A 22,310-nucleotide genomic window follows, 5' to 3' on the forward strand; every position below is an offset into this window, starting at 1 on the left:
AATAAATCGCTATGACTGAAGTACGCAAGATAAACAAACTGTTCAATATCGACATCAAGTCAGTTGATGAGCAGGCGCGTACGATCACTTTCTGCTTTAGCGATAACCAGCTCGACCGCCAAGGCGAGATCGTCGACCAGGCCAGCTGGGACGTCAAGAACTACATGAACAACCCGCTCATTCTCTGGGGCCACGATCCCAGCGAGAACGAGAATGTGCTGGGCCAGGGGATCAGCCTTGACCTGAACAACAACGGCAAGAGCTACATCACAGCGCAGTTCGATGATGCAGCTACCAACCCGAAGGCCGACACGATCTTCCGCCAGTTGGTCAAACGCACCCTGCGCTGCGTCTCGGCAGGCTTTATCAACCACACCTGGGACGTGCAAGACGATGTGCCGATCCTGAAGGACAACGAGCTGCTTGAAGTCAGCGTTGTCGCTATCCCGGCGAACCCACGCGCCATTGCCCTGGAGTACAAGTCCGGTGAAATCAGCACCAAAACTGCGACCTGGCTACGAGACAGCATGCGCAAAGAAGCGGACCTGCTCGATGCCCAGCTCAAGGAACAAATCACTGACGAAGGAGAAAACATGGACGAAGTTAAATCACAGCTATCAGCACTCACCGACGCGCTTGGCAAGGTCGCCGAGACGATGAACACGCTCAGCGAACAGAACGCTGCGATGTCCGCAAAGATCGAAACTATTACCTTCCCCGTTGAAACTGACGAAGAGCGCGAAGCTCGTGAGGCTGAAGAGGCACAGACAAAAGCCGACGAAGAGGCCGCTGCAAAGGCTGAGGCCGACAAAAAGGCTGCTGAAGAAGCTCAGGCTGCCGCTGACGCGAAAGCTGCAGAAGATGCAGCTAAACCTGTCGAGTTCGACGAGGACGCTGAGCTCACCCCCGAGCTTCAAGCGCAGATCGACGCAGAACTAGAAGCCGCACATTCAAATCAATAAACAGCGCAGACACCCACAGTGGTACTTAGCTAAAGGCGGCGTAACCCGACCAGCCTGGTGCTAAGACGAAGCAGACGACCAGTCTCTCGGAAACACTACTAACCGGTCATTCGACCACTTATATACACCTAAGGGGGTGATATGAAAGTCAAAGATTACATGGGCCAAATGGTATCGGCCGAAGTTGAAGCTCAACTTAAAGAGATCCAGAAACAAGAAGCTAAAAACCTAGTCAACGGCGCACACGTCTCAAAGGCGAACGCGGACAAGGAAGAGAAGGACCTAACACGTCGTTGGTACAAAGCCCTTCTCACCAAGAACGAAACAGAACAGCGCGCGATCAACGAGATCATTGCCAAACAACACGAAGACGCCGCTGTTGAGCGTGGTGAAGACTTGGCAGAGTACCGCGCTAAGGCTCAGACCGAAGGCGTGATTGGCTCAGGCACCGCTGGCGGCATCCTCGTTCCTACGACCGTGGCTGACAGCATCATTTCGAAGATGCACTACATCTCACCTCTTCGCCAGGTTGCGACGGTCATCGACAACATGCCTGCAAGCCTGCAACTTCCAAGCGAAAACACGATGGCAACGGCCTACTGGGTAAACGAAGGCGCTCCAATCACTGAAAGTGGTGAAGTCTTCGATCCGAACCTCCTCCAGCCTCACAAAGCTGCCGGTTTGGACAGCTTCACGAGCGAAGTTATCGCTGACGCTGCAACCAATCCAAGCATCCAGAACTACGTCGAGAGCAGATTTGCGATCGCCCTGGCATTGCTTGAAAACTCTGCATTCGTTAACGGTGATGGTTCAAACAAACCGTTCGGCTTCCGCTCAAGCGCGATCACACCAAACAGCGTTGCTCAGGCTGGTGCATCTCTCGCCTACACCGACGTTACGGCTCTGAAGTACTCGCTCGCCACGGCATACCGCCAGATGGCTGTCTACCTCGTGTCAAGCGCCGCTGCTCAAGCTCTTGAGAACGTCCGTGACAACTACGGTCGTCCAATCTGGCGCGAAGGTCTCGCAGAAGGTCAACCTGACAAGCTGCTTGGTCGTCCGGTCTTCATCGTTGATGAGATCCCAGCAAACCTAGGCGGTGGCAGTAACACCACTGAAATCTGGTACGGCGTTTTCAAAAACTACTTCATTGGTGATCGTGGTGGGCTGCGTGTTGACTACGGTACAAACGGTAGCGACTTTGCTAACGACAAGATCAGCTTGCGCGTCATCAAACGAGTTGGTGGTCAACCAGTCATCGGTGAATCCTTCAGCAAACTAACCGCTGTCAAATAGGAGAAACTAAATGTCTAAACTAGTTCAATTCGTAAAAGATGTGTACCCGCACTGCGTTGGCGATGTCGTCAAACTGGCGGATGATGAACTCAAGCACATTGCATCAAGTGCGTACAAGGAGTTCAGCGACGCTACCGTTCGCGCAGAAAAAGCAGTCGAAGCAGAGGTTGTCGAGGCTGAAGCCAAGGTAGCCGCTAAGACAGCTGAGGGGAAAAAGTAATGAGTCGTTATACTCAAGCACTTCCCGCTCAAACTGCCGCTGGCGCGACGTCAACCACCTATGTGGGCACGGCTGAAACGACGAATGGTGATGTCACGAACCGTGTCACCGTCACGCTCACACCACCAGCCGGTTTTTCGACTGTCACTGGTGTTGCGACTAACAACGTAACGTTCAACGTTCGCCAGCTTCGTGCAGGTTCTAGCCTCGGCACAATTGCCTCGTTGCAGTTGGCTGTTGGCGCGAACCTCGTCGCCGAAACGCCTATCACTGTCCCTGTAACTGCACCTCTCGCGGTGCAAGGCAATGACGTTTTCGATGTGCAGATGGTACAAAACGGAACTGGCCTCGCGGTCGGTGCCGGCGTGTTTGTTCAAGTACAGGTCAACTAATAGGCTAATCACCTAACAACAAATGAAGCGTCTAGTAATGGCGCTTCTTTTGTTATAAATTACAAACATATATGAGCGTCATCTTTACCGCAGCAGATTTGAACACCTATTCGGGCAAAACATTACAGTCTGGTCCAGCTGCTGAGGTAACGGCATCGGTCAACGCATACATTGAGACACAGACTCATCGGTGTTGGGGTGAGACTAAGACTGTCGTCGAGCGCTACGACTGGGGTAAGACGCTCTGGCTTCGACACATGGATGTCACGGCAGTTACCGCTATCAAGGTTGGCTGGCCAGGCCAGATCCAAACAACACTGCCTTCGAGTAGCTACTTCAATAACGGGTGGGGACGTATCACGCTGTTTTGGATGCTGGCAGGTCGGCCGTCTAGTCCAAGCGGCTACTACAACGACTACATCGAAGTCAGCTATAGCTACGGCACGACGGCAGTGCCGGCCGATCTCAAAGAAGCGGCAATGGGTGTAGCTCTCGGAATGTACAACTGGACTATCGCGGGTGGTAAAGAAATCGTTGCTACCTCAGTCGGCTCTTTCCGCCAGGAGTATTCGGGCGCAGTACGAGGAGCCAACACCGGTCCAACGCCCTACAAGGACGCGGCTGAGGCTCACTTCATGACAATCAAGGGTTACGCACTGCAGAGGTTGTAATGGGGCCTCTACTTGTCCATACCTGTGACATCGCCAGGAACCAGCCGGTCGGCACCAATGGCCGTCATTCATTCACATCGCTCGCAACTGGTATGCAATGCCTCTTTTTGCCTATGAGCGCACAGGCGGCGATTCAGAACGGTTTTAGCGTTGGTTTTGCCTGGGACATCTACTTCCTAGATGGAACTGACGTCAAGATTGGCGACCGCCTGACGCAAAACGGCCAGACCTACATCATCCGCGGCAAGCAGCCTTACGCCAACATGCCACTCGTCAGCCATCTCCATATGACTGCGGAGACGGAGCACGCCAATGGCCAGTAACGGCATCACATATCAGATCTTTATGGATACGAACGGCCTGCCCGAGCGCTTGGAAGCTATGTCAATGGGACTCGACAGCTACATCAACTCGTGGTTGCACAACGCTTCGTACTTCATCAAGGAAGAGATGAGCAGCCGCGCCCCAGAGGGCGTTGGTGGTGTCAACGGCCAAGGACTCAAGCACAACATCGGCATCGACATAGATCCCGCCCTCAGAACAGCCATGATCAAGCCGAACAACAGCATTGCCTACGCCGACGCCGTCGAGACTGGCTCACGTCCCCACCGACCACCAGCGGGTCCAGACAGTTCCCTGGCGCAGTGGTGCGAGATGAAGGGACTAAATGTCTGGGCTGTCGCCAAGAGCATCGAACTGCGTGGCACTAAACCTCACCCTTACATAGAACCGACCTACCAGGCTACGAAAGGGCCTGTAGCAGTCATGTTCAGCGAGGGAATCGCCCAATACCTAGGAAGGATGCAAGCAATATGACCCAGTACATAGGCATGAACCGCCGAATCAAAGACGCACTGAAGACAATTTTGAGTGGGATCACTTACGACACTGGCGCTGGTCCTGAGCCGGCCTTCGTTAGCGTCCTGGACAACACTAAAGACGAGTTCGAGGGCTATCCGGCCATCCGCATCCTGCCGAACAACCTGAACAGCACCATCGTCACCAACGCTCAGAATGACCACACCGTCTCCTTCGCTGTCATCATGCACTTCCCGCTGAACTCACCCGACGAAGTAGAGAGCAGCATCTACAACCGCATGTACGACCTGACTGACCTGATCATCGACACCACTGAGCACTCCGACTACATCGGTCAACTCTCGACGATTGATCCAACAATCCAGAACTGGCTAATGGTCGTAAAACAAGGTCGTTGGTATATCGCCAATGGCAAGTCTGGCTCGCTGTTGCTATGCAACCTTGATATCGAAGTTTCCTATAGCAAAGACGTGTTCTAAATGTTAAGTTGAAATTATGCAAGATACACCGGACGAAAAGCCAAAGAAAGTAATCGCTAAGAAGCTCGTTACACCGAAACGGAAGTATTTCAGTCCAACAAGGGGTGAAGTTGAAGCCGAGTCTTTGGAAGACGCTGTATCCCAAGTGCAGGCGCTAGAAGCCGACGAAACTAATACGAAAGAAGAAAAGGTAGGTGATGCCAGGTAATCCATTTATTGGAAAAAGAGACTCAATCGGTGTCGGTATTGAAACCACACCAGGAACCGCGGTTGCCCCGCAAGCGTGGAAGAAACAGATGGCGCTAACGCTCGATCCAAAGACGACGGTTGTTCAGAACAACAGCGCCATGGGCCGTGTCGAGGACATCAACGACTCAGCAGTAACTGAGGAATGGGTGGATGGTTCAATCAACGGCATCGTCGGCGACACCACTATCGGCTACTTCCTGGCCAACATGTTTGGCATCGTCACGCCAGCGCTCCACTCATCCGAAACGATCGTCTACGACAACACCTTTACGGTCGCCTCAAGCACTCTGCCACCAAGCCTGACATTCGCTCGCTCTAACCCAGTCCGATCTCAACGCTTCGCTATGGGTACCCTGACCGATCTTGAAATCGATATCAAACAGAACGACTGGGTGCAGTTCACCGCAACTGTGACAGCTAAATCTGGAACGGTTAGCACCGAGACGGTGGCCTACACCGCTAACAACCTCTTCACCTCAAAGCATGTCACCATCAAGACGGCGGCCAACCTGGCTGGCCTGGCTGGCGCGACGGCACTACAGGCAAAGAGCCTGAAGCTGAAGATCAGCCGCAAGGCGGAACGCTTCACGCCATTGGGCGGCATCGACCCTGTCTCCTTCGATCCCAACGCCTGGGGTGTCACTGGCACCATCGTCACGCGCTACACCGACACGACGCTAGAAGACATCGCGTTCGCTAATACCGCACAGGCAATGAGCATCGCCATCGTCAATACAGACGTGACCATCGGTACGTCGGCCAAACCAAGCCTGATCTTCACAGCCCCTCAAGTCCGTCTTGATCCACAAACCCTGGACAACAAGCTCGAACAGACCTTGAGCGCAACCTACAACTTCCACGCTGAACTCAACACGACTGCCGGCTACATGCTTCAAGCGGTCCTGACTAACCTTCAGAACGGTTACGCACATGCGTAGGTTGGCGATCACTAAGCGCGTCTCGCTCGAAGGGGTTGCTGATGGCTGGGGGAGTGACTGCTTCGCGCTCGTTACTCCAGCTAGCTACGCCGAATATATCGAGTTCAGCGCTATGAAGGACAAAACAGAGCTCGAGGCTGTTTCCTACTTAATCGACTTCGTCAAGAAACACCTCGTCTCAGGCAAGGTCAACCTGCTTGACGACGACGGCAAGACGGTTCTCGGTGAGTTGCTGCCTGAAGACGTTGACGCCAGCAAAGACCTGGTAGACAAGCTGTTCAGCGAGATCGTGGGGGTATCCCTCGACCCAAAAGCTTTATCGACAGCGACGGAAACGTCACCGACCAGCGAGCCTACGACCGCGCTCTAGAAATCTACGAACAATACGAAGACGCGATTGTTCTTGAAGACTCCTCGAATATTAGCCGTACTGTCGCCGATGACATACGGCTCTTTCGATATATGGAGCGTTTTCATCTGACGTATGAGCAGGCGATGAATGAACCAATCGAAGTAATAAACCGCGCCTTCTTTATATGGTCGCTTGATGCCAAACGTGATAATTTAAAGTCAAGGAACACATAACTAAATACTGCATGGCATCTATAAATACAATCGGCATTCTGATCGCAGCAAAAGACGAAGCCTCTGCCGTTATTGCTAAGACTGCCGCTCAAACCAAAGCTGCCACTGGTGAGGTCAATGCACTCGGTGCCGAATCGAGCAAAACCGGCGGTCTACTCAGCGGCGGTTTGATTCCGAGCCTTCTCGCTTTCGGCGGTGTCATCGCGGTCTTCTCAGAGGCAGCGCATAAAGCCGGGGACTTCCAGGCGCAGCTCACCAAGCTTGTCACCAGTGCTGGCGAGAGCGCGAACAACCTAGCCCTGGTCAACAGCGGCATTAAGAGCCTCGCCCTCCAGACTGGAGATAGCGTCACTGAGCTTGCCGACGCCATGTACAAGGTTGAATCAGGCGGACAACACGGCGCTGCTGGACTGATCGTGCTCAAAGCCGCTGCCCAGGGTGCCAAGGCTGAAGGTTCAGACCTAACCACGACGGCTGATGCACTCACCAGCGTCCTGGTGGATTACCACCTCAAGGCAGAGGATGCCGCGACAGTTACGTCCAAACTCGTAGCTGCGACCGCAGCCGGCAAAATGAGCTTCCAGGACTTAGCTGCCGCCATGCCGGCCATCCTGCCAGTCGCTTCTGCCGCCCACGTATCGCTCAACGACATTCTCGGCGACATGGCCTCCATGACCGTTCACGGTATGAGCGCCCAGCAAGCAGCTGAGAACCTGACTGATGTTATCCGCCACATGCAGGCACCAACAGCCTTGCAGGGTAAAGAGCTGGCTCTACTCGGCCTGACGACGACGCAGCTCGCCGACGATATGAAGACCCACGGCTTGTCGGGGACGCTCCAGGAGATCTCAACCAGAATTCAAAACCTGATGCCTCCGGGATCAGACAAAGTGATCTTGGACCTGAAGACTGCGCTGAACGGATTATCGCCTGCCGTCAAGGAACTCGGCATGCACCTGTTTGACGGCACGATGAGCGCCAAAGACTACGGCAAGGCTGCCCTGGCGCTTGATCCAATCAGTGCCAAACAAGCAGCATCATTCGCCACCCTCGCTGGCTCTATGCACCGCATTGGTGACCAGCAAATGACCGGCGCAAGTGTCATGCAGAACTACGGTCAGGCGCTGAGCAAAGCCACGGGTGATGCCACTGGACTCAAGGTGGCCCTCATGCTCGCTGGTGAGAACTACGGCGTTACCACCGATGCGATTAAGTCGATCAGCGGCGCGACGGCTGAAGCCGGAAACAATGTCAAAGGCTGGGCCGAGATTCAAAGCAACTTCAATACCAAGTGGAGCCAATTCCACCAGTTAATTAGCGTCGGTCTGCTGACTCTCGGACAAAAGCTGTTACCAGTTCTTACCACGGTAGTGGGATCGATCGTTGATTTCGGCATGAAAATCGAAGCGTCAAAACAAAAGGTCATCGACATGGCCAAGCAAGTGTCGGCGTTTCTAACACCATCGTTTGAAAATCTCGGAAAGGTCATCGCGACGCAGGTCGCGCCAACCTTAGAACGACTATGGGCGGAAGTTCTCGTTCCGCTCATTAAGATATTTGGCGGTCTGTTCGTTATAGCCGTTAGGGCAGCTGTCGATGTCTTGGCGGCTCTTCTCACTGTCGTCACCCCCGTAATCAACTTCCTTATTACAAACAAAGATTTCTTGATTCCGATTATCGGGGGCTTCGTCGCGCTAAGAGCTGCCATGATGCTCCAAGAAGCCTTCAGTGTCCTGCAAACAGGATTCATGATCCTTTCGAGTAACAGCATCCCTGCATTAATTGCTCAAGTCACCGGTCTGGATGCGCTTATTGCGGCTCCTATAGCTATGCCAGCCATCGCCGTGGGAGCTGCTCTGGCCGCCATTGCCTTGGTCTACAACGCAGCCATGCAAGCCAGAGATGCCGTCAACGCTGCTTCAGATGCAAAATCACAACTCGCCTCTGAGGACAGCAAACTCGTTAGCCACTTTGTTGCCGTCTATAAAGACCCAAACAGCGATGCCAACGCCAAAGCGCTAGCTAAGAAATTCCTGCACAACGATGGGGTTGGCGGCTATGCCCTCGGCACCAACTTCGCCCCTGGCGGCCTCACGATGGTCGGCGAGAACGGTCCGGAGCTGGTCAACCTGCCTACGGGCTCAAAGGTTCACACCGCGAGGGAAACCCAGCAAGCGATGGGCCAAGGGGGTGGTCCAAATCTAACAATCACCGGCGGCCTGCACATCCACAACAACATGGATGAGCGGAGGTTCTTGGCTAACCTCGGGTGGAAGTTGTCGCTGCGATGATCGTTTCACTCAACGGCTACGTCTTGAATGATCCGACCAACCCAAACAGTCTCTACTTAGATGAACCTATCGACGGGCTCGGTCTCCCACCTGTCCGCACCTCAAGTGGCAACTACAGCGGCCGTGACGGCGGCTACGTTGGCTCCCAGTTCTATGGGATGCGTCTCATAACGCTGACTGGCTTCTTCTTCTCGAGCAGTCCTGCCGCTCTTGAAACGAGCCGTCGAGCCCTTGCCGCGGCTATTGCCACATCGAGCGTAACGCTCAACATCACAACCAACGGGGGCAACCAGTACCTCATTAACTGCAACATCGACTCGCTGGATATGCCGATCCTGCGCGCTATCAATAAGGCGCCGTTCAAGATCACCCTTATCGCGACCGATCCGATCATCTATGACAACTCATCCAGCGGCTCTATGAGCGTCACAGTCACCCCAGCGAGGGGCGGCGGCATCACTTGGCCGATCACGTGGCCGATTACGTGGGCTGCTGGATCTCAACCAACGACGGTCAACAACACCGGTAATGCAACCATCTATCCGACGATCACGCTGACCGACAAGATGACCAACCCAACGATCACCAACCAGACGACCGGCCAGTTCTTCACCCTGACAGGCCTCACAACGACTGCCGGTGACGTCCTCAAGATCGACATGAAGAACCGCACGGTTCTCCTCAACGGCGGCTCAGTCTTGCCGTTCATGACCAGCACAAGTTCCTGGTGGCCGCTGCTTCCTGGCAATAACAGCATCAACCTGACCACTAATGACGGCACGGATACGACCGTGGCGACCGTTTCCTGGCGAAGCGGTTACAGGGGCATCTAAATGGATTTCGGCGGCTCCCGGCTGTACGAGATCGAACTCTGGAGCGCGGGAGGTTCGCGCATTGCTGACATATCCGCGCTCTGTTTCAACCGCTCATACTCGATGCAACGAAACGAAGCGGAGACACTGACCTTCAGCCTCAACCTGTTTGCCTTTGAAAACTACTGCCTGAACAACCTAGGCGGCGCAGATCCGCACACGCTCATTGCTCCCTATGTCACCGACGTCAAAGTAAAACGAGCCGGTCAGTACCTTTTCGGCGCGCAGGTGGTGGACATTAGCTTCGACCTGGCCACAGACATGTCTCGGGCTGGAGAAGGCGGTGGGGGAGCTCAGGCGACGTCACAGGACTATAAGGTGACGGTTACCTGCACCGGCTACCTCAACTTGTTCAAAGACCGCTATGTTTCCAAGGTCTACACGGCGACTGAAGCAACCTCAATCGCGACGGACCTACTGACGACTACCCAAGCGCAGACCAACGGCAGCGTCGGGGTCACTAACGCGGTCAGCCAGTACATCACGGGGGTCAACCGCGACCGCACCTACCAACGCGACAACGTAAAGCTCAAGATCCAAGAGCTGACCACGCTGATTGACGGCAACTTCGACTTCGCCTTTACATGGGACAAGAAATTCCAGACGTACAGCAAGATCGGTGCACGGCGGACGGATCTAAAGTTCATCTACGGGGGACCGCTCTCAAACGTGGCCGGCTTCCAGCTTTCGCGCAGCGGAATCAACCTTTTCAACAAGATCTACGGCATAGGTTCCGGCTACGGAACCGACCAGTTGCTTAGCACTCAAGCGGACGCCACAAGCCAGCTGAACTACTACATTCGCGAGCAGATCCTGCAGTTCAACTCGGTGGTCATCCAAGCGACGCTTGACCAGAACACGACGACTGCGGTCTCGCTTGCCAAGGACATCCTTGAGCTGCCGAAGATCACCATCACGGGCAAGGAACTGAACGCCAGCTTCCTTAGCGTCGGTGACCGCATCCCGCTCCAGGTCAACAGTCACACGTGGCTTTCCAACATCAACGGCCTGTACCGAATCGAGCAGATGGACGTGACGATCGATGAAAACGACTTCGAGAGCGCCATCACCCTGACCTTTGATAACTACGGAGTCAACCAGAGTGAATAGTCGGCTTGACCAAGACCAGGACAACGCCGCGCTCACTGAGATCAAGAACCTTCAGAGCGATTTTGCTGAATTGAAGTCGAGACAGAGCATCGGGCGGGCACTGGTGAAGCGGACATACGTCGTCCAGACTGCAAATGCCTTTGACCTAAGCGCCTACAGCATTCCAGCCAACACCTTGCACTCGTTCGTCATAACGGTTACCGGCGATGGGTCGCAGCCCCAGCCTTATGGCATCCAGTACAGCCAGGTCTATAACGGCGGGACGGACGCCGGCCATCGGCTATCGGACTACCAGCAGCTTGACGCAACAGGCACCTATTACTCCTGGCTACCATCGCCGCCGTCGCCACTAGCTGGGCCGAACAAGATGAGCTGGACGATTGCGGTGCAAGCCGGGTCTTCGAGTGCCTCTGTCTACATCAAGATTCGAACGATGATGACGTGTAAAGGGGTAAGCCTAAGCCTGAGCTACTAGGGAACCTATGACTAGCCGTATCAACCAACAAACTGAAAACACTTTCATCGCTCAGGTCAATGAGCTTGATGCTGGTATCCGGGAACTGAAGACCGGCGTCCAGTTCACCGAAGCAAAACTGTATGAGTACTCCAGCGGCAACGCCTATGACCTGACCGGCTCGCTTGGTGCATCGGCGGGCAGCAACCAGGTTCTCGCCCTACTACTAGTGACGGCGACATCGGTGGACGCCTCCAGCTTCCTATCGGCCTTTACCCCGGAGCTGTGGATACCCAATACGAGTACCTCGTACCATGACACCCTGGTGAGCAATTACCAGATCACCTACAACAAGATCATTACCGACGACATCACTAAAACTCAGTACTGGTATCAGATCAGTGCGCGGAATGCCGTCAGCGCCAGCATATTTTACTTTAAGGCTCACATTTACGCGACGGTCCCGGTCAGCGTTGCCTACGCGAGGCTGATATGAACCACCTAGAGCGCCAACCCCACAATGGCGTTGAGGAGAAGCTGGCCTACCTGCGCACCACATTGAACGATATGCGTCAGGATCAAACCTTTGGCGCCAGTGACGTGCGCACGTACGTGATCTACAACCAAACATCGAACATCGATATCACGTTGACCAGTCTTACCACCACAACGCCGCAGTGTATCGAGATAACCCTGACTCCCAATACGCTGGCCAGCAATCCCGTCATCGCCTACGATTTCTCCTTCAACCTATTCGGCCCATCCGGTGCGGTCACGAGCTATCGATTTGATCCATTGCCGCCAGTCGGCGGTGTGCAAAAGTTTCGTCTGTACCTTATAGCTGTCGGCTCAACAACGTCTTCGCTTGGCGTCGGCGTTTCGTTTTGGACAATCTCACCGGCTACGTACACCGTGGCACAGGTCACGCCGTAAATAGGGTAGGCAAAAGACGGTCATTGTTTTACATTAAGGACAGAAACATAAATAGAGAACATTACCTTGTCGAAACTCGTAGCAAATTACACCGCCAATGGCAGCAGTACCTCGGATGAATACGGAACTTTCGTAACTTTTAACCGCTTCTTTCAAGGCGACGTAATTGAAGGCTTCGCGGTAGTTGCCAACTCGTCGCCAAACATGACTGTCTATGTGCAGCCTGGCAGTGGCCGAATCACCACGGGCACGTATCCAAGCTCTTACGGCTACCTCATCAGCCACGACACGGGTAGCCAGGGCGAGGCAGTCACCATCGCGACAGCCGCTGCCTCAGCTCGTATCGACTATGTCCTTGCTTACATCGATAAGGCGGTGGCGGGCTCTACCTCTGGTGCCAACGTCAACAACACCAACAACGTCCTGAAGTTCGCATCGGTTGCCGGTACTCCTTCAGGCTCGCCAGTTGTCCCGACGCTTAGCCAGATTCAGACAGCCATTGGGGCCGCCAACCCGTACATCATCCTGGCGCAAGTTGCTGTGGGCGCAAGCGTCAGCACGATCACCAATCCAAACATCACTGACAAGCGCGTCTTTGCTGCTTCTCGAAATGCACTCGCGCTTGGAGCTGCAAGCTACGTAGACAACGGCCTGGTGTGGTCATCCGTATCGGGACTCAACGGCACAATGACTGCGGGACTTGCTTACGTCAACATCAGCGGCGTCATGTTGGCGGTCAACCTTGCCGCTATCGCAAGCCGAGCATTCACCGCGAGCAAAGACACCTATGTCGCAGTGGATGTTTACGGCAACGTGACCTACAACGAGGTAGCTAACGGGGCCGCACAGCCAGCTTTGCCTGTCAACGCAGTATGGCTCTCACAGGTAATTACAAGTGGTAGCGCCATCACAAGCGTTCGCAATGGCATCGCCGCGTCATGGATAAATTACGCCCCAACGTGGACATCGACAGGAACGTGGCCAACCTTAGGGAATGGAACCATCAAGGGAAGATACATCCAGGTCGGAAAGACGATTACGGCTACAGTCACCATCACGACAGGTTCAACCACGACGTATGGCAGTGGTGAGTATACATTTTTGCTGCCAGTAGTGACAGCAACGCAGAGCGTTATGTATATAGGCTCGGCATGGGGTTTTAGGTCCGGCGTGAGCTATCTAGGTGGTTCTGCAAAAGCTAATGCTGGGGCTTCCGTCTGCCAGATATACAACTCGGCCGCTTCCGGTGCCTCATGGGGTCCAACCAACCCTGTCACATGGGCGTCCGGAGACAATATTTGCTTCACGATAACCTACGAGGCTGCTTAGCAATGGATAGCACGCAGCACAACCAGGTAGACAAAAACGACATCAAGATCGCTTTGCTTGAGAACAACGCCGTCATCTTTGAACGCATGGATAAGGCGATTCATGAGAACGGCGCGAGTATCACCAAGGCTGTTGAGAAGAAAACCGACAGTTTCATCACCGAGATCACCAACCTCGCCAAAGTGCAGGGTGAACACTCAATCGAGATCGCCGCCCTCAACTCGCGGTACGACAAGATCTGGTCGAAGGTGGCCACCGCGTTAGCCATATCAAATGTAATCGTCGGCGGCATTGTCTACCTTGTTGTAGGCGGCCACGTAGGCAAGTAGCGGCATGGCAAAGACTCTGGACCAGTTCTACAACGACACCATAGGCAAGGCGTGGCCCAACTACCAGGGTGGCTACCAAGGCGAGTGCGTTAGTTTGGTTTCGCAGTATTTGGCCCAGTGTTTCGATATGCAACCAGGCGCCTGGGGCAACGCGGTGGATTACTGGACGAACCCGAACCCAGCAATTCCTGTGGCATTTGACCGCTTACCGGCCGGGACTACGGCACAAGATGGCGACATTCTTGTTTGGGGTGATGACGTCGGCAACTGGACTGGCCCATATGGTCACATCGCTATCTGGTACCACGGCAAGATTTATGACCAGAATTTTGCTGGTAGGCGGACAGCTGGACTCGATGCCTTCTTTTCGCAAGGCTACCTTGGCAAGTGGCGACCAAAGATCAAAACGATAGCAACCCAACCATCACAAGGAGGTGATACAGACATGATTACAAACGCAGGACTAAACGCTATCTACTGGGCTTATCTCGGTCGAGAACCTGACCAGGGGGCCATTGACCACTACGTAGGTCACTACACGGTCGACTTCGTTGCCGACGACATCCTGGCTTCCGAAGAACGCCAGCAATATATGGCTGGCCGTGTGACAGTGGCTCAACAGCAAGCCCAGACAGCAGCCGACTTGGCAGCGGCTAAGACTCAACTCGCGACTGAACAGTCTAAGAGCGTCGGGCTGGTCAAGAACGTCGCTGACCTCACGGCTCAACTTTCCGCCGCTAATGAAGACGTCAAGCAGGCTGAAAGCATTGCTAGCGATGACGCGGGAAAGATCCACGACCTCACTGTCAAACTCGACGCTGCCAACAAAGCTGTTGCAGCAGCAAACGCCACCATTCAGCAACTTGAAGCGGCTGACAAGCCAGTACCGACAAAACCAACCGGAACGGTCGTACCTCCTACATCACAAGCAACGAATCCTCCTTTAACTCCACCAAAAACATCAACATGGCTCACAACAGTTGTGGATTGGCTTGTCAGCGCACTTAGAAGGAACGGGTGATGGTTGACGATGAACGCATATTGGAACTCGCGCGTTTCACCCCGGAAGGCAAGCTAACGCCTGGCTTTGGTAGCCACTACGTATTCCTTGTCGGTCGGGACGATGTACACGGCATTTTGCGGCATCTGATCCAACGCGAGCAGTTTGAATTCGACTTCAACCAGTACGGGTACGCAGACGATGAGATCAACGCCGACATCATGAAGCTCGTCCAAAACCCAGAGGTTGTGGTGCAGGGGACACTTGACCGCTCTCAGGCTGGCGGTGTCCACGAACGCAATCTTCTCGCCATGGATGAAGCTCGAGATCCAGAGGGATTTAGCAATTCGATTGCAATTGGCCAGTCGGCAACACACCAGATAAGTCACACAAAGGCCGGGGTGCTGGTTGGCCAGGGTATTGCCTTTGAGGGCTCGACCAACTGGAGCGTGTCGGGGGAAGGGGCTGGCATCAGCCTGAAGCTCGGCGCACAGCCAAAGGGCTGGAAAGCGCAGAACAACACCTTGGTGGTCACAACAAACCCTGTCGTCATCGGGCGTCTGCGTACGCAGCTAGCGATTGAGCATCGCATCGCCCTGGCGCAGGAACAACAACGTAAAGCAAAGGAGCAACTATGAAAAACACAATCAAATCATTCTGGACAGACGTACCGTTCTGGGTCGGCGTCATCCTAGTCATCACGAACGCGTTGGTTGACTCGGGCTACATATCACTGCCAGACACCACAGCCACGTTCATCAATGCCATCCTCGCCGCGTTTGGACTTGGCGTCTTGCACATCCGCCAGCAACGCAGCCTGAAATAGTGGCTAATTGGCTGCTATCATCGTTTCTCAGCGTTCGTACATGAAAACCTGATACAACAGTCGTCCAAAAAATGAAGCCACCTAGAAGCGCGCTAGGTGGCTTTTGAATTGAGTGACTGTTCTGTACTGTTGTCATATGGCAAAGCAGACGTATACCCGCGTTATTGATGATCTCACCAACGAAGTCCTTGAAGAAGGCCAGGGTGAAACGCTCACTTTCGGTTTCCAAGGTAAGTCCTACAGCATCGACCTTGGGCAGAAGAACGCTGATGAGTTCCGCAAGCTGATGCAGAAGTACACATCCGTTGCTACCCAAGAAGTCTCGCGTCTTCCGCGCGCTGCTTCTTCCTCCGCTAAGAGCGACAAACAAGAACTCAAAAAGATCAGGGAGTGGGCTGCTTCGCAGGGAATTGAAGTGAACGCCCGTGGACGTATCGCAAAGTCCGTTGAGGATGCTTACCACGAATCGGTCGGTTAGAGGTCCATTCCACAAAAAGGTCCCCACCATTGCCGGTGGGGACCTTTTTGTTGGCTTTTCGTTACAACTTCCAGCTACCTAGCGTTGGCCGCTCCTCGTCAGCGGACTTAGATGGACTACGCCGCGCTGCGATGTCAGCTTCAACCTGTTCAATCGGTTTGCCATACTTGAGCGCTGACAGCTCGATAGCCTTAGCCGCGTTCCCCATCGGTTCAAGTGGGGGAGCTGCGGTTAGTGAGACGGGTTCACCAGCCCCGGCCTTATTCCTGATCTTGGCGTACGCATCGAACTGACGGATGTTGATGAAATCATCTGGTGTGATGTGATGGCCAAACTCGTTGCCCCAGATCTTCGCCTCCTGGGAACTGGTGGCAAATATGATCTTCGTGCCCACGTTGTTGATGATGGCTGACTTAGTCTCAGCGCTCACTTTGGAACCGTCGAGGTACTGTGTCGCCAGTGTCAGGCCGAACAGATGCTTACGGCCACGAGCCATGATAGCACCAAGATTGACCGATGATTTGGTCATCTGCTGCACCTCATCTAGGTAGACGAAGTTATCTCTAGCCGGCTTCAGCGACTGAGCAGTTGTCCACAGAGCCTCGAACAGGAGTGTCCCCAATAGCGCGGAGGTCTCCTCAGGTAGCCCTGCAAGGTTAATGAGCAAGATCTTGTTCTGTTTCAGGACGTCCTGCATTTGGAAGGCAGATTCGGTCTGTCCCAGGATGTTGTGAATCTCAGGACGGTTATTGAACTGCCAGAGGCGGTCATACAGCGGCTGCGACTTGGTGCGCTTCTCTTCATCCTTGAGTGCGAGCCATTCCTCTAGGAACTGGCGGATACGCGGGTCCTTGACTGATTTGACGACGTCTCTGGCCCAGACTTTCTCGGTGTCGCTGTTCGGACGGATCAACGTCATCAGATCCATGATGGTGCAGTTGCCGTGATCGATCAGCGCGTACAGCCCATGGTGGATAAGTTCACGCGTCCAGACACCCTTGCTATCAGGGTAGAGCTGTTGGATCAGGCCCGATATTTGGTCAACCACCATGTGTGCATGGCCCTGGTCAAGGACGTTGAAGCCAACTGGTCGGTCAAGCGACTTATTGACGTCCATGATGATGGTGTCACCTAGCCGATCGTAAGGAATGTAGCCAAGCGACCGGTTGAACAGTGTCTCGTCAGATTCGCTGTTGCTCGCGTCGATGACAATGACGCCATATCCGTTAGCCATATCTTGCGCTACCCCGTTGGCCATCATGGTTGACTTACCTGAACCAGTAGACCCAGAGATATAGCTGTGATAGGGCGCGTACTTATAGCTAAGGGCAATGTCTCGCGGATGGCCAGGGTAGTTGCTTATACCTAAATGCCGACCAGTGCGGGCTACCTCCTCGGTGGCATAAAGATGGCGACTTGATGCGCGGGGGAGACCAGGTATGAACGGATTGCCGATGGGGAAGCCGGCCAACGCTGCCAGCTCCGAGACATTGAACTGGCACGGGAAGAGCCAGGGTGTAACAGCATGGTTGAGACTCTCACCAACTGTCGCCGAAGACCCGCCTAGAACTTTTAGATAAGCCGAGCCCCCGTTGCTCGACTTCAGAACATCGACAATGCCACGGACTAGAAACTGAGCCCTTGCCTCTGTCCCTGCTGTCGCGGCCACGCGTCCAGAGACGAGGAAGTTTGGCTCTTCCAGTTTCTTTTGGCGGTCCTTGATGTCGTCAGGGTTCTCTTGGCGTCCTAGCAGTGTGCCCATAATGCTGAACTCACTACTGCCGGCTGTCGGCGTGATGATCCACTGCAAGACGGCTGATTCACCATCGGTAAGAGCGTGAGCCGCGGCAGTCAGGATTCCTGTGGATAAGTCGGTAGCATCACCCACCTTAAGCTGATGACTTGATCGTGCCATTCCAATCTCGACTGCGTTCTTCCATACCGGGCGCAGCCGCTCTTTGTCCGGCTCGACGATGAGACCAGGGATCTGGTGACGCATGTGGCTCGTAACCTGGTCGGCTATCTGCCAGGGGAGGAGTACGCGGTGCTTGATACCAGTAGAGGTTGCCCATGTTTCAAAGACGATGGTCTTCACGCCAAAGATGCGCTCGATGCCGGAATGGATGCTACTGCTTAATACGCGCAGCATCGCCAGCACGCGTTCTTCGGACAAGTCGCTAGGGAAAGTGATGAGGAAAGATTTGCGTTCCTGATCAAGCTCACTTTGTTTTTTGAGTCTCATATCTATTACTCCCAATGCTAACGATGGAGGTAGAAGGGAAAATAGAAAGAGCCACATCATGCCACTTTTTACTGTGGCACAATGTGGCTCTTTCGACCAGCTACCGCGAACGTCCAGCGAGCTTCTTCAGCGCGATGATGATGAGGAAGAGGACGAAGGCGACCGAAGCGTACGGAAGAATGATGAGCCAGATGCCTTCCAGTACCTGGCCAACTCCGTCGCTGAACTTGGTTTCGACGTCAACGGCTGATGCTGTCGGGACAAGGAAGGCTAGTGCCCCTAGGGCCCGGTTGCGACCGTTGTCGTAGCCGTCCTTGAACAGCTTTCCGAAACCTCGCAGTGGCGCATTTGCATTGTGCCAGTTTCGGTTCACCGCCTTGGTCGCCTTCGGATCGCGAGTGACGGCTATTGCCGCCCAGATGATGATGACTGTGAAAACAATCAGCAACACCGCGGTGATAGCGAAGGCGCCGACTATCTCACCCGTTGACATTTGGTCTTGCATGGACGCTTCTACTGCTCGGTTGATGTTCATTTGGAGGCTCCCTCAGTGTTGGATTGGTTGATTTTTCTTACGCGGACGTTTCTGCTTGTTCTGCTTCGCGCGCCTTGAGGAACTCAGCGAACTGAGCCTGAAGTTCTTGTTTCTTGGCCCTATTTACCGACCAGCGGGCGGTCAGCTTGGCGAACTGGTTGCACAGAGTGAAGAGACCTCCGGCTGAAGCGATGACGAGCGCCGTGTTGGCGAGGAAGAGCGTGACGTAGTAATCCATGACTGCTCCTTGGGTTGGTTCTCACTGTTTAGTTGTCAAGCTGCGGTTCCTTGATCCGGGGGTTCCACCTGGACATGGACATGACGGTAGCATGGCGACTGCATGTAAAACAAGGATGCCATGTCGGAAGGGTGGCATCAGCATGTCGATTCGTGTAGCTTGGCTGTATGACAACAACCGATGAGCTGAGCAGCGAAGAAAAGGTGGGACTACTGCGTAGTCTCTGCCAGGGGTACGGCATGGACAAGGAGGTCTTTGTAGAGAAGGAGGCTGAGCTTCACGCCCTAGTAGACGCCGATGCCAAACAGATTCGACGCATGTTTGAGCGAGCGGCAGAAGCCATGACTCGCGGGAAGTACAAGGATGCATTCCTGAATGCGCTATGGGCGCGGGACCACAAGAATCTGACCGACCGTCGAACGGAGTTCCTCGCCAAGGCGGGGGATATTACCTACCGCACTCTGGTTCGCCATGAGCAGGAGGGTGCGGAGGTGTTCCTGAAGTTCCTGGAAGCAGAGGCAAGGTCCAGTTCAAGCCCCTACCGGATTGATGAAGACGAAGATGACGTAAATGTCGATCTTCAGGCGCTTCGAATCCGGGTAGCCAAACTTGAGGCGATTATGTCCACAATGCACAAGGTGTTGACCGACGCAAACTCATTGCTGTATCACGTGGCGATCGACAATGTGGATCAAGACGCCGTCAAAAGATTCCTTAAAGTCACTTCTGATTATAACGCCGGTGCCGATCGAAATGGAGACACCATGATTGATCATATATACGGTATGCCGGGCTATGAAAATCTCGACTTTAGTTGGGAGCGGGCCAAAGAGTTGAAAAAAGAGAAAGCCAGCTCGGACCAGAGTGATGAGTAGTTAGACCTTCCAGCTGATTTCAATTCTGCTCGGTTCGAAGCGCCACTGTTTGTAGCGGGCTTTATTGTCCCCGGGTTGCTTCGGGAAGATCAACACCTTGTCGATCAGCGTATCCACGAGCTGTCGCCGCCATGGAAGGTCGGCCTTATCCCAGGCTTCACGAACGCTTTGGCCGGCAGGAATGAGTCCGATCGTGTTGCAACTCGACTGTTTGTCCAGCTCGCGCCCAAGGGCATCTAGCCGCGCCGAGGCTGCGACTTTGGCAGTCTTGTACTCGTCGAAGGTCATGCCGCCGGTTGAATAGAGGTTCAAGATTTCTTGGAGTCGCAGTGATTGGGCTTCGTGGTCACGCATCAGCGCCTTGAGTTCGCCTGTGTCGCTCTTACTATTCGCCAGCATCTCGGCAAGATCGGGTGTGTCTAGGCGGTACATAATGCAGTCGATGACCAGATCTTCAACTGGGTCTTTCTTGCGCTTCACTTTTCCACAGCCAGTCTCCTCACCGCGGGGATTCTTCCTGCGACAGCTGAATGCGGGGGAGTAGCTGCCATCGCGCTGCTGAGCATTGATGATCGTCATCTTGTTGCCGCACAGACCACAGAAGATGAAGCCGGTGAGCAGGTGTTTGCGAGCGTGAGTCCGCTTGCCATAAATGGCCTGGCCTCTCTTGATGGCTACTTGCAGGTCCTCCCAAGTTTCCATGTCGATTAGCGGTGGCCACTGAGCTGGGTACTCATCACGGTTGTGCGTACGGATTGAGATGTTGCGCTTTCGATTGGCGATGTTATGGACGTTGATCGCATTCCATGTGTTGCCCTTGGCGGTAGGGATATCGCGCGCGTTGAAGTCCATGGCGATACGGTTCCAGGAGTCGCCAGAGGTGAACCTCTTGATAGCTTCCCGGACCACCGCAGCTTCATCCTCGATGATGACCATCCCGTTTTGCTCGTAACCGTAAGCACGGTTTCCACCTGAAGGCAGCCCGGATTTTGCTGCTTGCAACTTGGCGGCCTTCACTCGGTCAGTGGAGGTCTCGACTTCGTAAGATGCCCAAGCAGCGAGGGTCTTGGCGACGGCTCGGCCCGATGGCGTGGTCAGATCAAGTTGGCCGGCTTTGACGGTGTAGGTGGCCACGTTCAGCGGTTGGCAGACGTCGATGTAGTTCTCGAGGTCAATCGTCCGGCGTAGGAGCCGATCTTGGTGCCACGCGGCAACGGCGTTTATCTCACCGGCCTTGATCGACTGGAGCAGTGCTTCATAGCCGGGGCGATGCTTGCCTGAGAAAGCCGAGATGTCGTTATCGGAAAAGCTGGCAGCGACGGTTCCGCCGAGCTGTTGGACCAGGCTCTCGCAGTCTTCTTGCTGGCGCTCTACACCTAAGCCAGCGCCGACACGGTCGCGGCTGATCCTGGCATAGATGGCGAATCGAAGGTCTTGCATATATTCAGTTCCGGGCATGATTATGAGCCAATCGTGGGGTGCCGTCAATAGTCTTGACGAGGCGCCCGAGTATGAACGCCGGGTCCTGGACGCCTTGCGGCAACCTCTGGAAAGCGGAGAGCTCGTCATCCATCGCTCGGCCGGAACCGCCGCATATCCGGCACGCTTCCAACTGGTCCTCGCGGCGAATCCCTGCCCTTGCGGGAAAGCGACCGGCAAGGGAGTCGACTGCACCTGCACTCCGGTGATGCGGCGCCGCTACTTCGGGCGCATGTCCGGGCCGCTGCTGGACAGGGTGGACATCCAGCTCCAGGTGGAACGTGTATCCCTGGCGGACTTCGGGCAATCCGGCGTGGAGGAAGACACCGCCACCGTCGCATCGAGGGTCCAAGCCGCACGTTCACGGCAGCGTCAACGCCTGGGGAGTCTCGGGATGGAAACCAATTCGCAGGTTCCCGGGCGTGTACTGCGCGGCGAACTGCGCCTCCCTTCCGCGACCACGAAGATTCTGGATACCTCCTTGGAGCGCGGAATCCTCACGGCGAGAGGCTACGACCGCGTTCTGCGTCTCGCCTGGACCCTCGCGGACCTAGGCCACAGGGACCAACCCCACAGCGACGACATCGGGCAGGCCCTTGGCTTGCGGCAGGCGGTCGCGGCCGCATGAAAGGACACTCCATGACTGAACACGGCCAGCAGCTCACCACGGACGCTCCGGAGCGAAAAGGGGAACGCCTGGCCCGGCAG

27 protein-coding genes and 1 pseudogene are annotated in these 22,310 nt (G+C 54.6%); 24 read left to right on the forward strand and 4 right to left on the reverse strand.

The features are described 5' to 3' along the window. Window positions 1-11 precede the first annotated feature (11 nt). From AHiyo1_RS04280 to AHiyo1_RS04385, 22 genes are all read left to right on the forward strand, one after another. On the forward strand, window positions 12-962 hold the full coding sequence (locus AHiyo1_RS04280; RefSeq protein WP_059387724.1) for an HK97 family phage prohead protease: 951 nt from the start codon (window positions 12-14) through the stop codon (window positions 960-962). 141 nt (window positions 963-1,103) lie between these two features. Then, window positions 1,104-2,258: a phage major capsid protein gene (locus AHiyo1_RS04285; RefSeq protein ID WP_059387725.1), complete on the forward strand. Its 1,155-nt coding sequence runs from the start codon at window positions 1,104-1,106 to the stop codon at window positions 2,256-2,258. 10 nt (window positions 2,259-2,268) lie between these two features. Then, window positions 2,269-2,478, forward strand: coding sequence for a hypothetical protein (locus tag AHiyo1_RS04290; RefSeq protein WP_148667402.1), 210 nt, complete (start codon window positions 2,269-2,271; stop codon window positions 2,476-2,478). After that, window positions 2,478-2,870, forward strand: coding sequence for a hypothetical protein (locus AHiyo1_RS04295; protein WP_148667403.1), 393 nt, complete (start codon window positions 2,478-2,480; stop codon window positions 2,868-2,870). The genes AHiyo1_RS04290 and AHiyo1_RS04295 overlap by 1 nt, the downstream gene beginning before the upstream one ends. 71 nt (window positions 2,871-2,941) lie before the next feature. After that, a complete protein-coding gene (locus AHiyo1_RS04300) occupies window positions 2,942-3,541 on the forward strand; it encodes a hypothetical protein (protein ID WP_059387728.1) in 600 nt (199 codons plus the stop codon). Beyond that, on the forward strand, window positions 3,541-3,864 hold the full coding sequence (locus AHiyo1_RS04305; RefSeq protein ID WP_059387729.1) for a hypothetical protein: 324 nt from the start codon (window positions 3,541-3,543) through the stop codon (window positions 3,862-3,864). Before AHiyo1_RS04300 ends, AHiyo1_RS04305 begins: the two co-directional genes overlap by 1 nt. A gap of 64 nt (window positions 3,865-3,928) precedes the next feature. Next, complete coding sequence (locus AHiyo1_RS04310) at window positions 3,929-4,357, forward strand: hypothetical protein (protein WP_148667404.1); 429 nt, start codon at window positions 3,929-3,931, stop codon at window positions 4,355-4,357. Then, window positions 4,354-4,839 carry a hypothetical protein gene (locus tag AHiyo1_RS04315; protein WP_059387731.1) on the forward strand — a complete coding sequence of 162 codons (486 nt, stop codon included), beginning with the start codon at window positions 4,354-4,356 and terminating at the stop codon, window positions 4,837-4,839. Before AHiyo1_RS04310 ends, AHiyo1_RS04315 begins: the two co-directional genes overlap by 4 nt. A 197-nt stretch (window positions 4,840-5,036) precedes the next feature. Continuing rightward, window positions 5,037-6,026: a phage tail tube protein gene (locus AHiyo1_RS04320; protein WP_148667405.1), complete on the forward strand. Its 990-nt coding sequence runs from the start codon at window positions 5,037-5,039 to the stop codon at window positions 6,024-6,026. A gap of 112 nt (window positions 6,027-6,138) precedes the next feature. Beyond that, on the forward strand, window positions 6,139-6,396 hold the full coding sequence (locus AHiyo1_RS04325; protein WP_148667406.1) for a hypothetical protein: 258 nt from the start codon (window positions 6,139-6,141) through the stop codon (window positions 6,394-6,396). Window positions 6,397-6,622: 226 nt separating this feature from the next. Continuing rightward, on the forward strand, window positions 6,623-8,902 hold the full coding sequence (locus tag AHiyo1_RS04330; protein ID WP_059387734.1) for a phage tail tape measure protein: 2,280 nt from the start codon (window positions 6,623-6,625) through the stop codon (window positions 8,900-8,902). Further along, window positions 8,899-9,735 (forward strand): phage distal tail protein, encoded by an 837-nt coding sequence (locus AHiyo1_RS04335; protein ID WP_059387735.1) that lies wholly within the window; start codon window positions 8,899-8,901, stop codon window positions 9,733-9,735. The genes AHiyo1_RS04330 and AHiyo1_RS04335 overlap by 4 nt, the downstream gene beginning before the upstream one ends. Further along, entirely contained in the window at window positions 9,736-10,884 is a 1,149-nt protein-coding gene (locus AHiyo1_RS04340; RefSeq protein ID WP_059387736.1) for a hypothetical protein, read from the forward strand. After that, the gene (locus AHiyo1_RS04345; protein ID WP_059387737.1) at window positions 10,877-11,359 is read left to right on the forward strand and encodes a hypothetical protein; all 483 of its coding nucleotides are present in this window, start codon (window positions 10,877-10,879) and stop codon (window positions 11,357-11,359) included. Before AHiyo1_RS04340 ends, AHiyo1_RS04345 begins: the two co-directional genes overlap by 8 nt. Window positions 11,360-11,366: 7 nt before the next feature. Then, window positions 11,367-11,834 carry a hypothetical protein gene (locus tag AHiyo1_RS04350; RefSeq protein ID WP_059387738.1) on the forward strand — a complete coding sequence of 156 codons (468 nt, stop codon included), beginning with the start codon at window positions 11,367-11,369 and terminating at the stop codon, window positions 11,832-11,834. After that, window positions 11,831-12,271 (forward strand): hypothetical protein, encoded by a 441-nt coding sequence (locus AHiyo1_RS04355; RefSeq protein WP_059387739.1) that lies wholly within the window; start codon window positions 11,831-11,833, stop codon window positions 12,269-12,271. Before AHiyo1_RS04350 ends, AHiyo1_RS04355 begins: the two co-directional genes overlap by 4 nt. 66 nt (window positions 12,272-12,337) lie before the next feature. After that, a complete protein-coding gene (locus tag AHiyo1_RS04360; RefSeq protein ID WP_059387740.1) occupies window positions 12,338-13,600 on the forward strand; it encodes a hypothetical protein in 1,263 nt (420 codons plus the stop codon). Between the two features lie 2 nt (window positions 13,601-13,602). Beyond that, window positions 13,603-13,929 (forward strand): hypothetical protein, encoded by a 327-nt coding sequence (locus AHiyo1_RS04365; RefSeq protein WP_059387741.1) that lies wholly within the window; start codon window positions 13,603-13,605, stop codon window positions 13,927-13,929. 4 nt (window positions 13,930-13,933) lie between these two features. Continuing rightward, the gene (locus AHiyo1_RS04370; RefSeq protein ID WP_059387742.1) at window positions 13,934-14,950 is read left to right on the forward strand and encodes a CHAP domain-containing protein; all 1,017 of its coding nucleotides are present in this window, start codon (window positions 13,934-13,936) and stop codon (window positions 14,948-14,950) included. After that, the gene (locus AHiyo1_RS04375; protein ID WP_059387743.1) at window positions 14,950-15,567 is read left to right on the forward strand and encodes a hypothetical protein; all 618 of its coding nucleotides are present in this window, start codon (window positions 14,950-14,952) and stop codon (window positions 15,565-15,567) included. Before AHiyo1_RS04370 ends, AHiyo1_RS04375 begins: the two co-directional genes overlap by 1 nt. After that, the gene (locus tag AHiyo1_RS04380; protein WP_059387744.1) at window positions 15,564-15,755 is read left to right on the forward strand and encodes a hypothetical protein; all 192 of its coding nucleotides are present in this window, start codon (window positions 15,564-15,566) and stop codon (window positions 15,753-15,755) included. The genes AHiyo1_RS04375 and AHiyo1_RS04380 overlap by 4 nt, the downstream gene beginning before the upstream one ends. Before the next feature lie 136 nt (window positions 15,756-15,891). Next, window positions 15,892-16,233 carry a histone-like nucleoid-structuring protein Lsr2 gene (locus tag AHiyo1_RS04385; RefSeq protein ID WP_059387745.1) on the forward strand — a complete coding sequence of 114 codons (342 nt, stop codon included), beginning with the start codon at window positions 15,892-15,894 and terminating at the stop codon, window positions 16,231-16,233. Window positions 16,234-16,294: 61 nt separating this feature from the next. Here the strand turns inward: AHiyo1_RS04385 and AHiyo1_RS04390 are convergent, their stop codons facing one another. The 3 genes from AHiyo1_RS04390 to AHiyo1_RS04400 all read right to left on the reverse strand — a co-directional run bounded on the left by AHiyo1_RS04390 (window position 16,295) and on the right by AHiyo1_RS04400 (window position 19,248). Beyond that, complete coding sequence (locus AHiyo1_RS04390; protein ID WP_059387746.1) at window positions 16,295-18,475, reverse strand: type IV secretory system conjugative DNA transfer family protein; 2,181 nt, start codon at window positions 18,473-18,475, stop codon at window positions 16,295-16,297. Between the two features lie 100 nt (window positions 18,476-18,575). Then, window positions 18,576-19,010: a hypothetical protein gene (locus AHiyo1_RS04395; protein ID WP_059387747.1), complete on the reverse strand. Its 435-nt coding sequence runs from the start codon at window positions 19,008-19,010 to the stop codon at window positions 18,576-18,578. Window positions 19,011-19,047: 37 nt separating this feature from the next. Continuing rightward, window positions 19,048-19,248, reverse strand: coding sequence for a hypothetical protein (locus AHiyo1_RS04400; protein ID WP_059387748.1), 201 nt, complete (start codon window positions 19,246-19,248; stop codon window positions 19,048-19,050). 167 nt (window positions 19,249-19,415) lie between these two features. Here AHiyo1_RS04400 and AHiyo1_RS04405 point away from each other — a divergent pair, with 167 nt between their 5' ends. Further along, window positions 19,416-20,123: a hypothetical protein gene (locus tag AHiyo1_RS04405; protein ID WP_059387749.1), complete on the forward strand. Its 708-nt coding sequence runs from the start codon at window positions 19,416-19,418 to the stop codon at window positions 20,121-20,123. Here AHiyo1_RS04405 and AHiyo1_RS04410 read toward each other — a convergent pair whose 3' ends face one another. After that, a complete protein-coding gene (locus AHiyo1_RS04410) occupies window positions 20,124-21,581 on the reverse strand; it encodes a recombinase family protein (protein WP_084784352.1) in 1,458 nt (485 codons plus the stop codon). Between the two features lie 25 nt (window positions 21,582-21,606). Here AHiyo1_RS04410 and AHiyo1_RS04415 point away from each other — a divergent pair. Beyond that, window positions 21,607-22,230 (forward strand): annotated as a pseudogene (locus AHiyo1_RS04415) (ATP-binding protein); the annotation flags it as partial. Window positions 22,231-22,310 lie beyond the last annotated feature (80 nt).

Origin of the sequence: Arthrobacter sp. Hiyo1, from assembly GCF_001263615.2 — a bacterium.
Classification (GTDB): domain Bacteria; phylum Actinomycetota; class Actinomycetes; order Actinomycetales; family Micrococcaceae; genus Arthrobacter.

What these genes read in the sequence shown, in the direction of transcription:
- AHiyo1_RS04280 (WP_059387724.1), top strand. Translation starts at nt 12, where the DNA reads ATGACTGAAGTACGCAAGATAAACAAACTGTTCAATATCGACATCAAG.
- AHiyo1_RS04285 (WP_059387725.1), top strand. Translation starts at nt 1,104, where the DNA reads ATGAAAGTCAAAGATTACATGGGCCAAATGGTATCGGCCGAAGTTGAA.
- AHiyo1_RS04290 (WP_148667402.1), top strand. Translation starts at nt 2,269, where the DNA reads ATGTCTAAACTAGTTCAATTCGTAAAAGATGTGTACCCGCACTGCGTT.
- AHiyo1_RS04295 (WP_148667403.1), top strand. Translation starts at nt 2,478, where the DNA reads ATGAGTCGTTATACTCAAGCACTTCCCGCTCAAACTGCCGCTGGCGCG.
- AHiyo1_RS04300 (WP_059387728.1), top strand. Translation starts at nt 2,942, where the DNA reads ATGAGCGTCATCTTTACCGCAGCAGATTTGAACACCTATTCGGGCAAA.
- AHiyo1_RS04305 (WP_059387729.1), top strand. Translation starts at nt 3,541, where the DNA reads ATGGGGCCTCTACTTGTCCATACCTGTGACATCGCCAGGAACCAGCCG.
- AHiyo1_RS04310 (WP_148667404.1), top strand. Translation starts at nt 3,929, where the DNA reads ATGGGACTCGACAGCTACATCAACTCGTGGTTGCACAACGCTTCGTAC.
- AHiyo1_RS04315 (WP_059387731.1), top strand. Translation starts at nt 4,354, where the DNA reads ATGACCCAGTACATAGGCATGAACCGCCGAATCAAAGACGCACTGAAG.
- AHiyo1_RS04320 (WP_148667405.1), top strand. Translation starts at nt 5,037, where the DNA reads ATGCCAGGTAATCCATTTATTGGAAAAAGAGACTCAATCGGTGTCGGT.
- AHiyo1_RS04325 (WP_148667406.1), top strand. Translation starts at nt 6,139, where the DNA reads ATGAAGGACAAAACAGAGCTCGAGGCTGTTTCCTACTTAATCGACTTC.
- AHiyo1_RS04330 (WP_059387734.1), top strand. Translation starts at nt 6,623, where the DNA reads ATGGCATCTATAAATACAATCGGCATTCTGATCGCAGCAAAAGACGAA.
- AHiyo1_RS04335 (WP_059387735.1), top strand. Translation starts at nt 8,899, where the DNA reads ATGATCGTTTCACTCAACGGCTACGTCTTGAATGATCCGACCAACCCA.
- AHiyo1_RS04340 (WP_059387736.1), top strand. Translation starts at nt 9,736, where the DNA reads ATGGATTTCGGCGGCTCCCGGCTGTACGAGATCGAACTCTGGAGCGCG.
- AHiyo1_RS04350 (WP_059387738.1), top strand. Translation starts at nt 11,367, where the DNA reads ATGACTAGCCGTATCAACCAACAAACTGAAAACACTTTCATCGCTCAG.
- AHiyo1_RS04355 (WP_059387739.1), top strand. Translation starts at nt 11,831, where the DNA reads ATGAACCACCTAGAGCGCCAACCCCACAATGGCGTTGAGGAGAAGCTG.
- AHiyo1_RS04365 (WP_059387741.1), top strand. Translation starts at nt 13,603, where the DNA reads ATGGATAGCACGCAGCACAACCAGGTAGACAAAAACGACATCAAGATC.
- AHiyo1_RS04370 (WP_059387742.1), top strand. Translation starts at nt 13,934, where the DNA reads ATGGCAAAGACTCTGGACCAGTTCTACAACGACACCATAGGCAAGGCG.
- AHiyo1_RS04375 (WP_059387743.1), top strand. Translation starts at nt 14,950, where the DNA reads ATGGTTGACGATGAACGCATATTGGAACTCGCGCGTTTCACCCCGGAA.
- AHiyo1_RS04380 (WP_059387744.1), top strand. Translation starts at nt 15,564, where the DNA reads ATGAAAAACACAATCAAATCATTCTGGACAGACGTACCGTTCTGGGTC.
- AHiyo1_RS04385 (WP_059387745.1), top strand. Translation starts at nt 15,892, where the DNA reads ATGGCAAAGCAGACGTATACCCGCGTTATTGATGATCTCACCAACGAA.
- AHiyo1_RS04390 (WP_059387746.1), bottom strand. Translation starts at nt 18,475, where the DNA reads ATGAGACTCAAAAAACAAAGTGAGCTTGATCAGGAACGCAAATCTTTC.
- AHiyo1_RS04395 (WP_059387747.1), bottom strand. Translation starts at nt 19,010, where the DNA reads ATGAACATCAACCGAGCAGTAGAAGCGTCCATGCAAGACCAAATGTCA.
- AHiyo1_RS04400 (WP_059387748.1), bottom strand. Translation starts at nt 19,248, where the DNA reads ATGGATTACTACGTCACGCTCTTCCTCGCCAACACGGCGCTCGTCATC.
- AHiyo1_RS04405 (WP_059387749.1), top strand. Translation starts at nt 19,416, where the DNA reads ATGACAACAACCGATGAGCTGAGCAGCGAAGAAAAGGTGGGACTACTG.
- AHiyo1_RS04410 (WP_084784352.1), bottom strand. Translation starts at nt 21,581, where the DNA reads ATGCCCGGAACTGAATATATGCAAGACCTTCGATTCGCCATCTATGCC.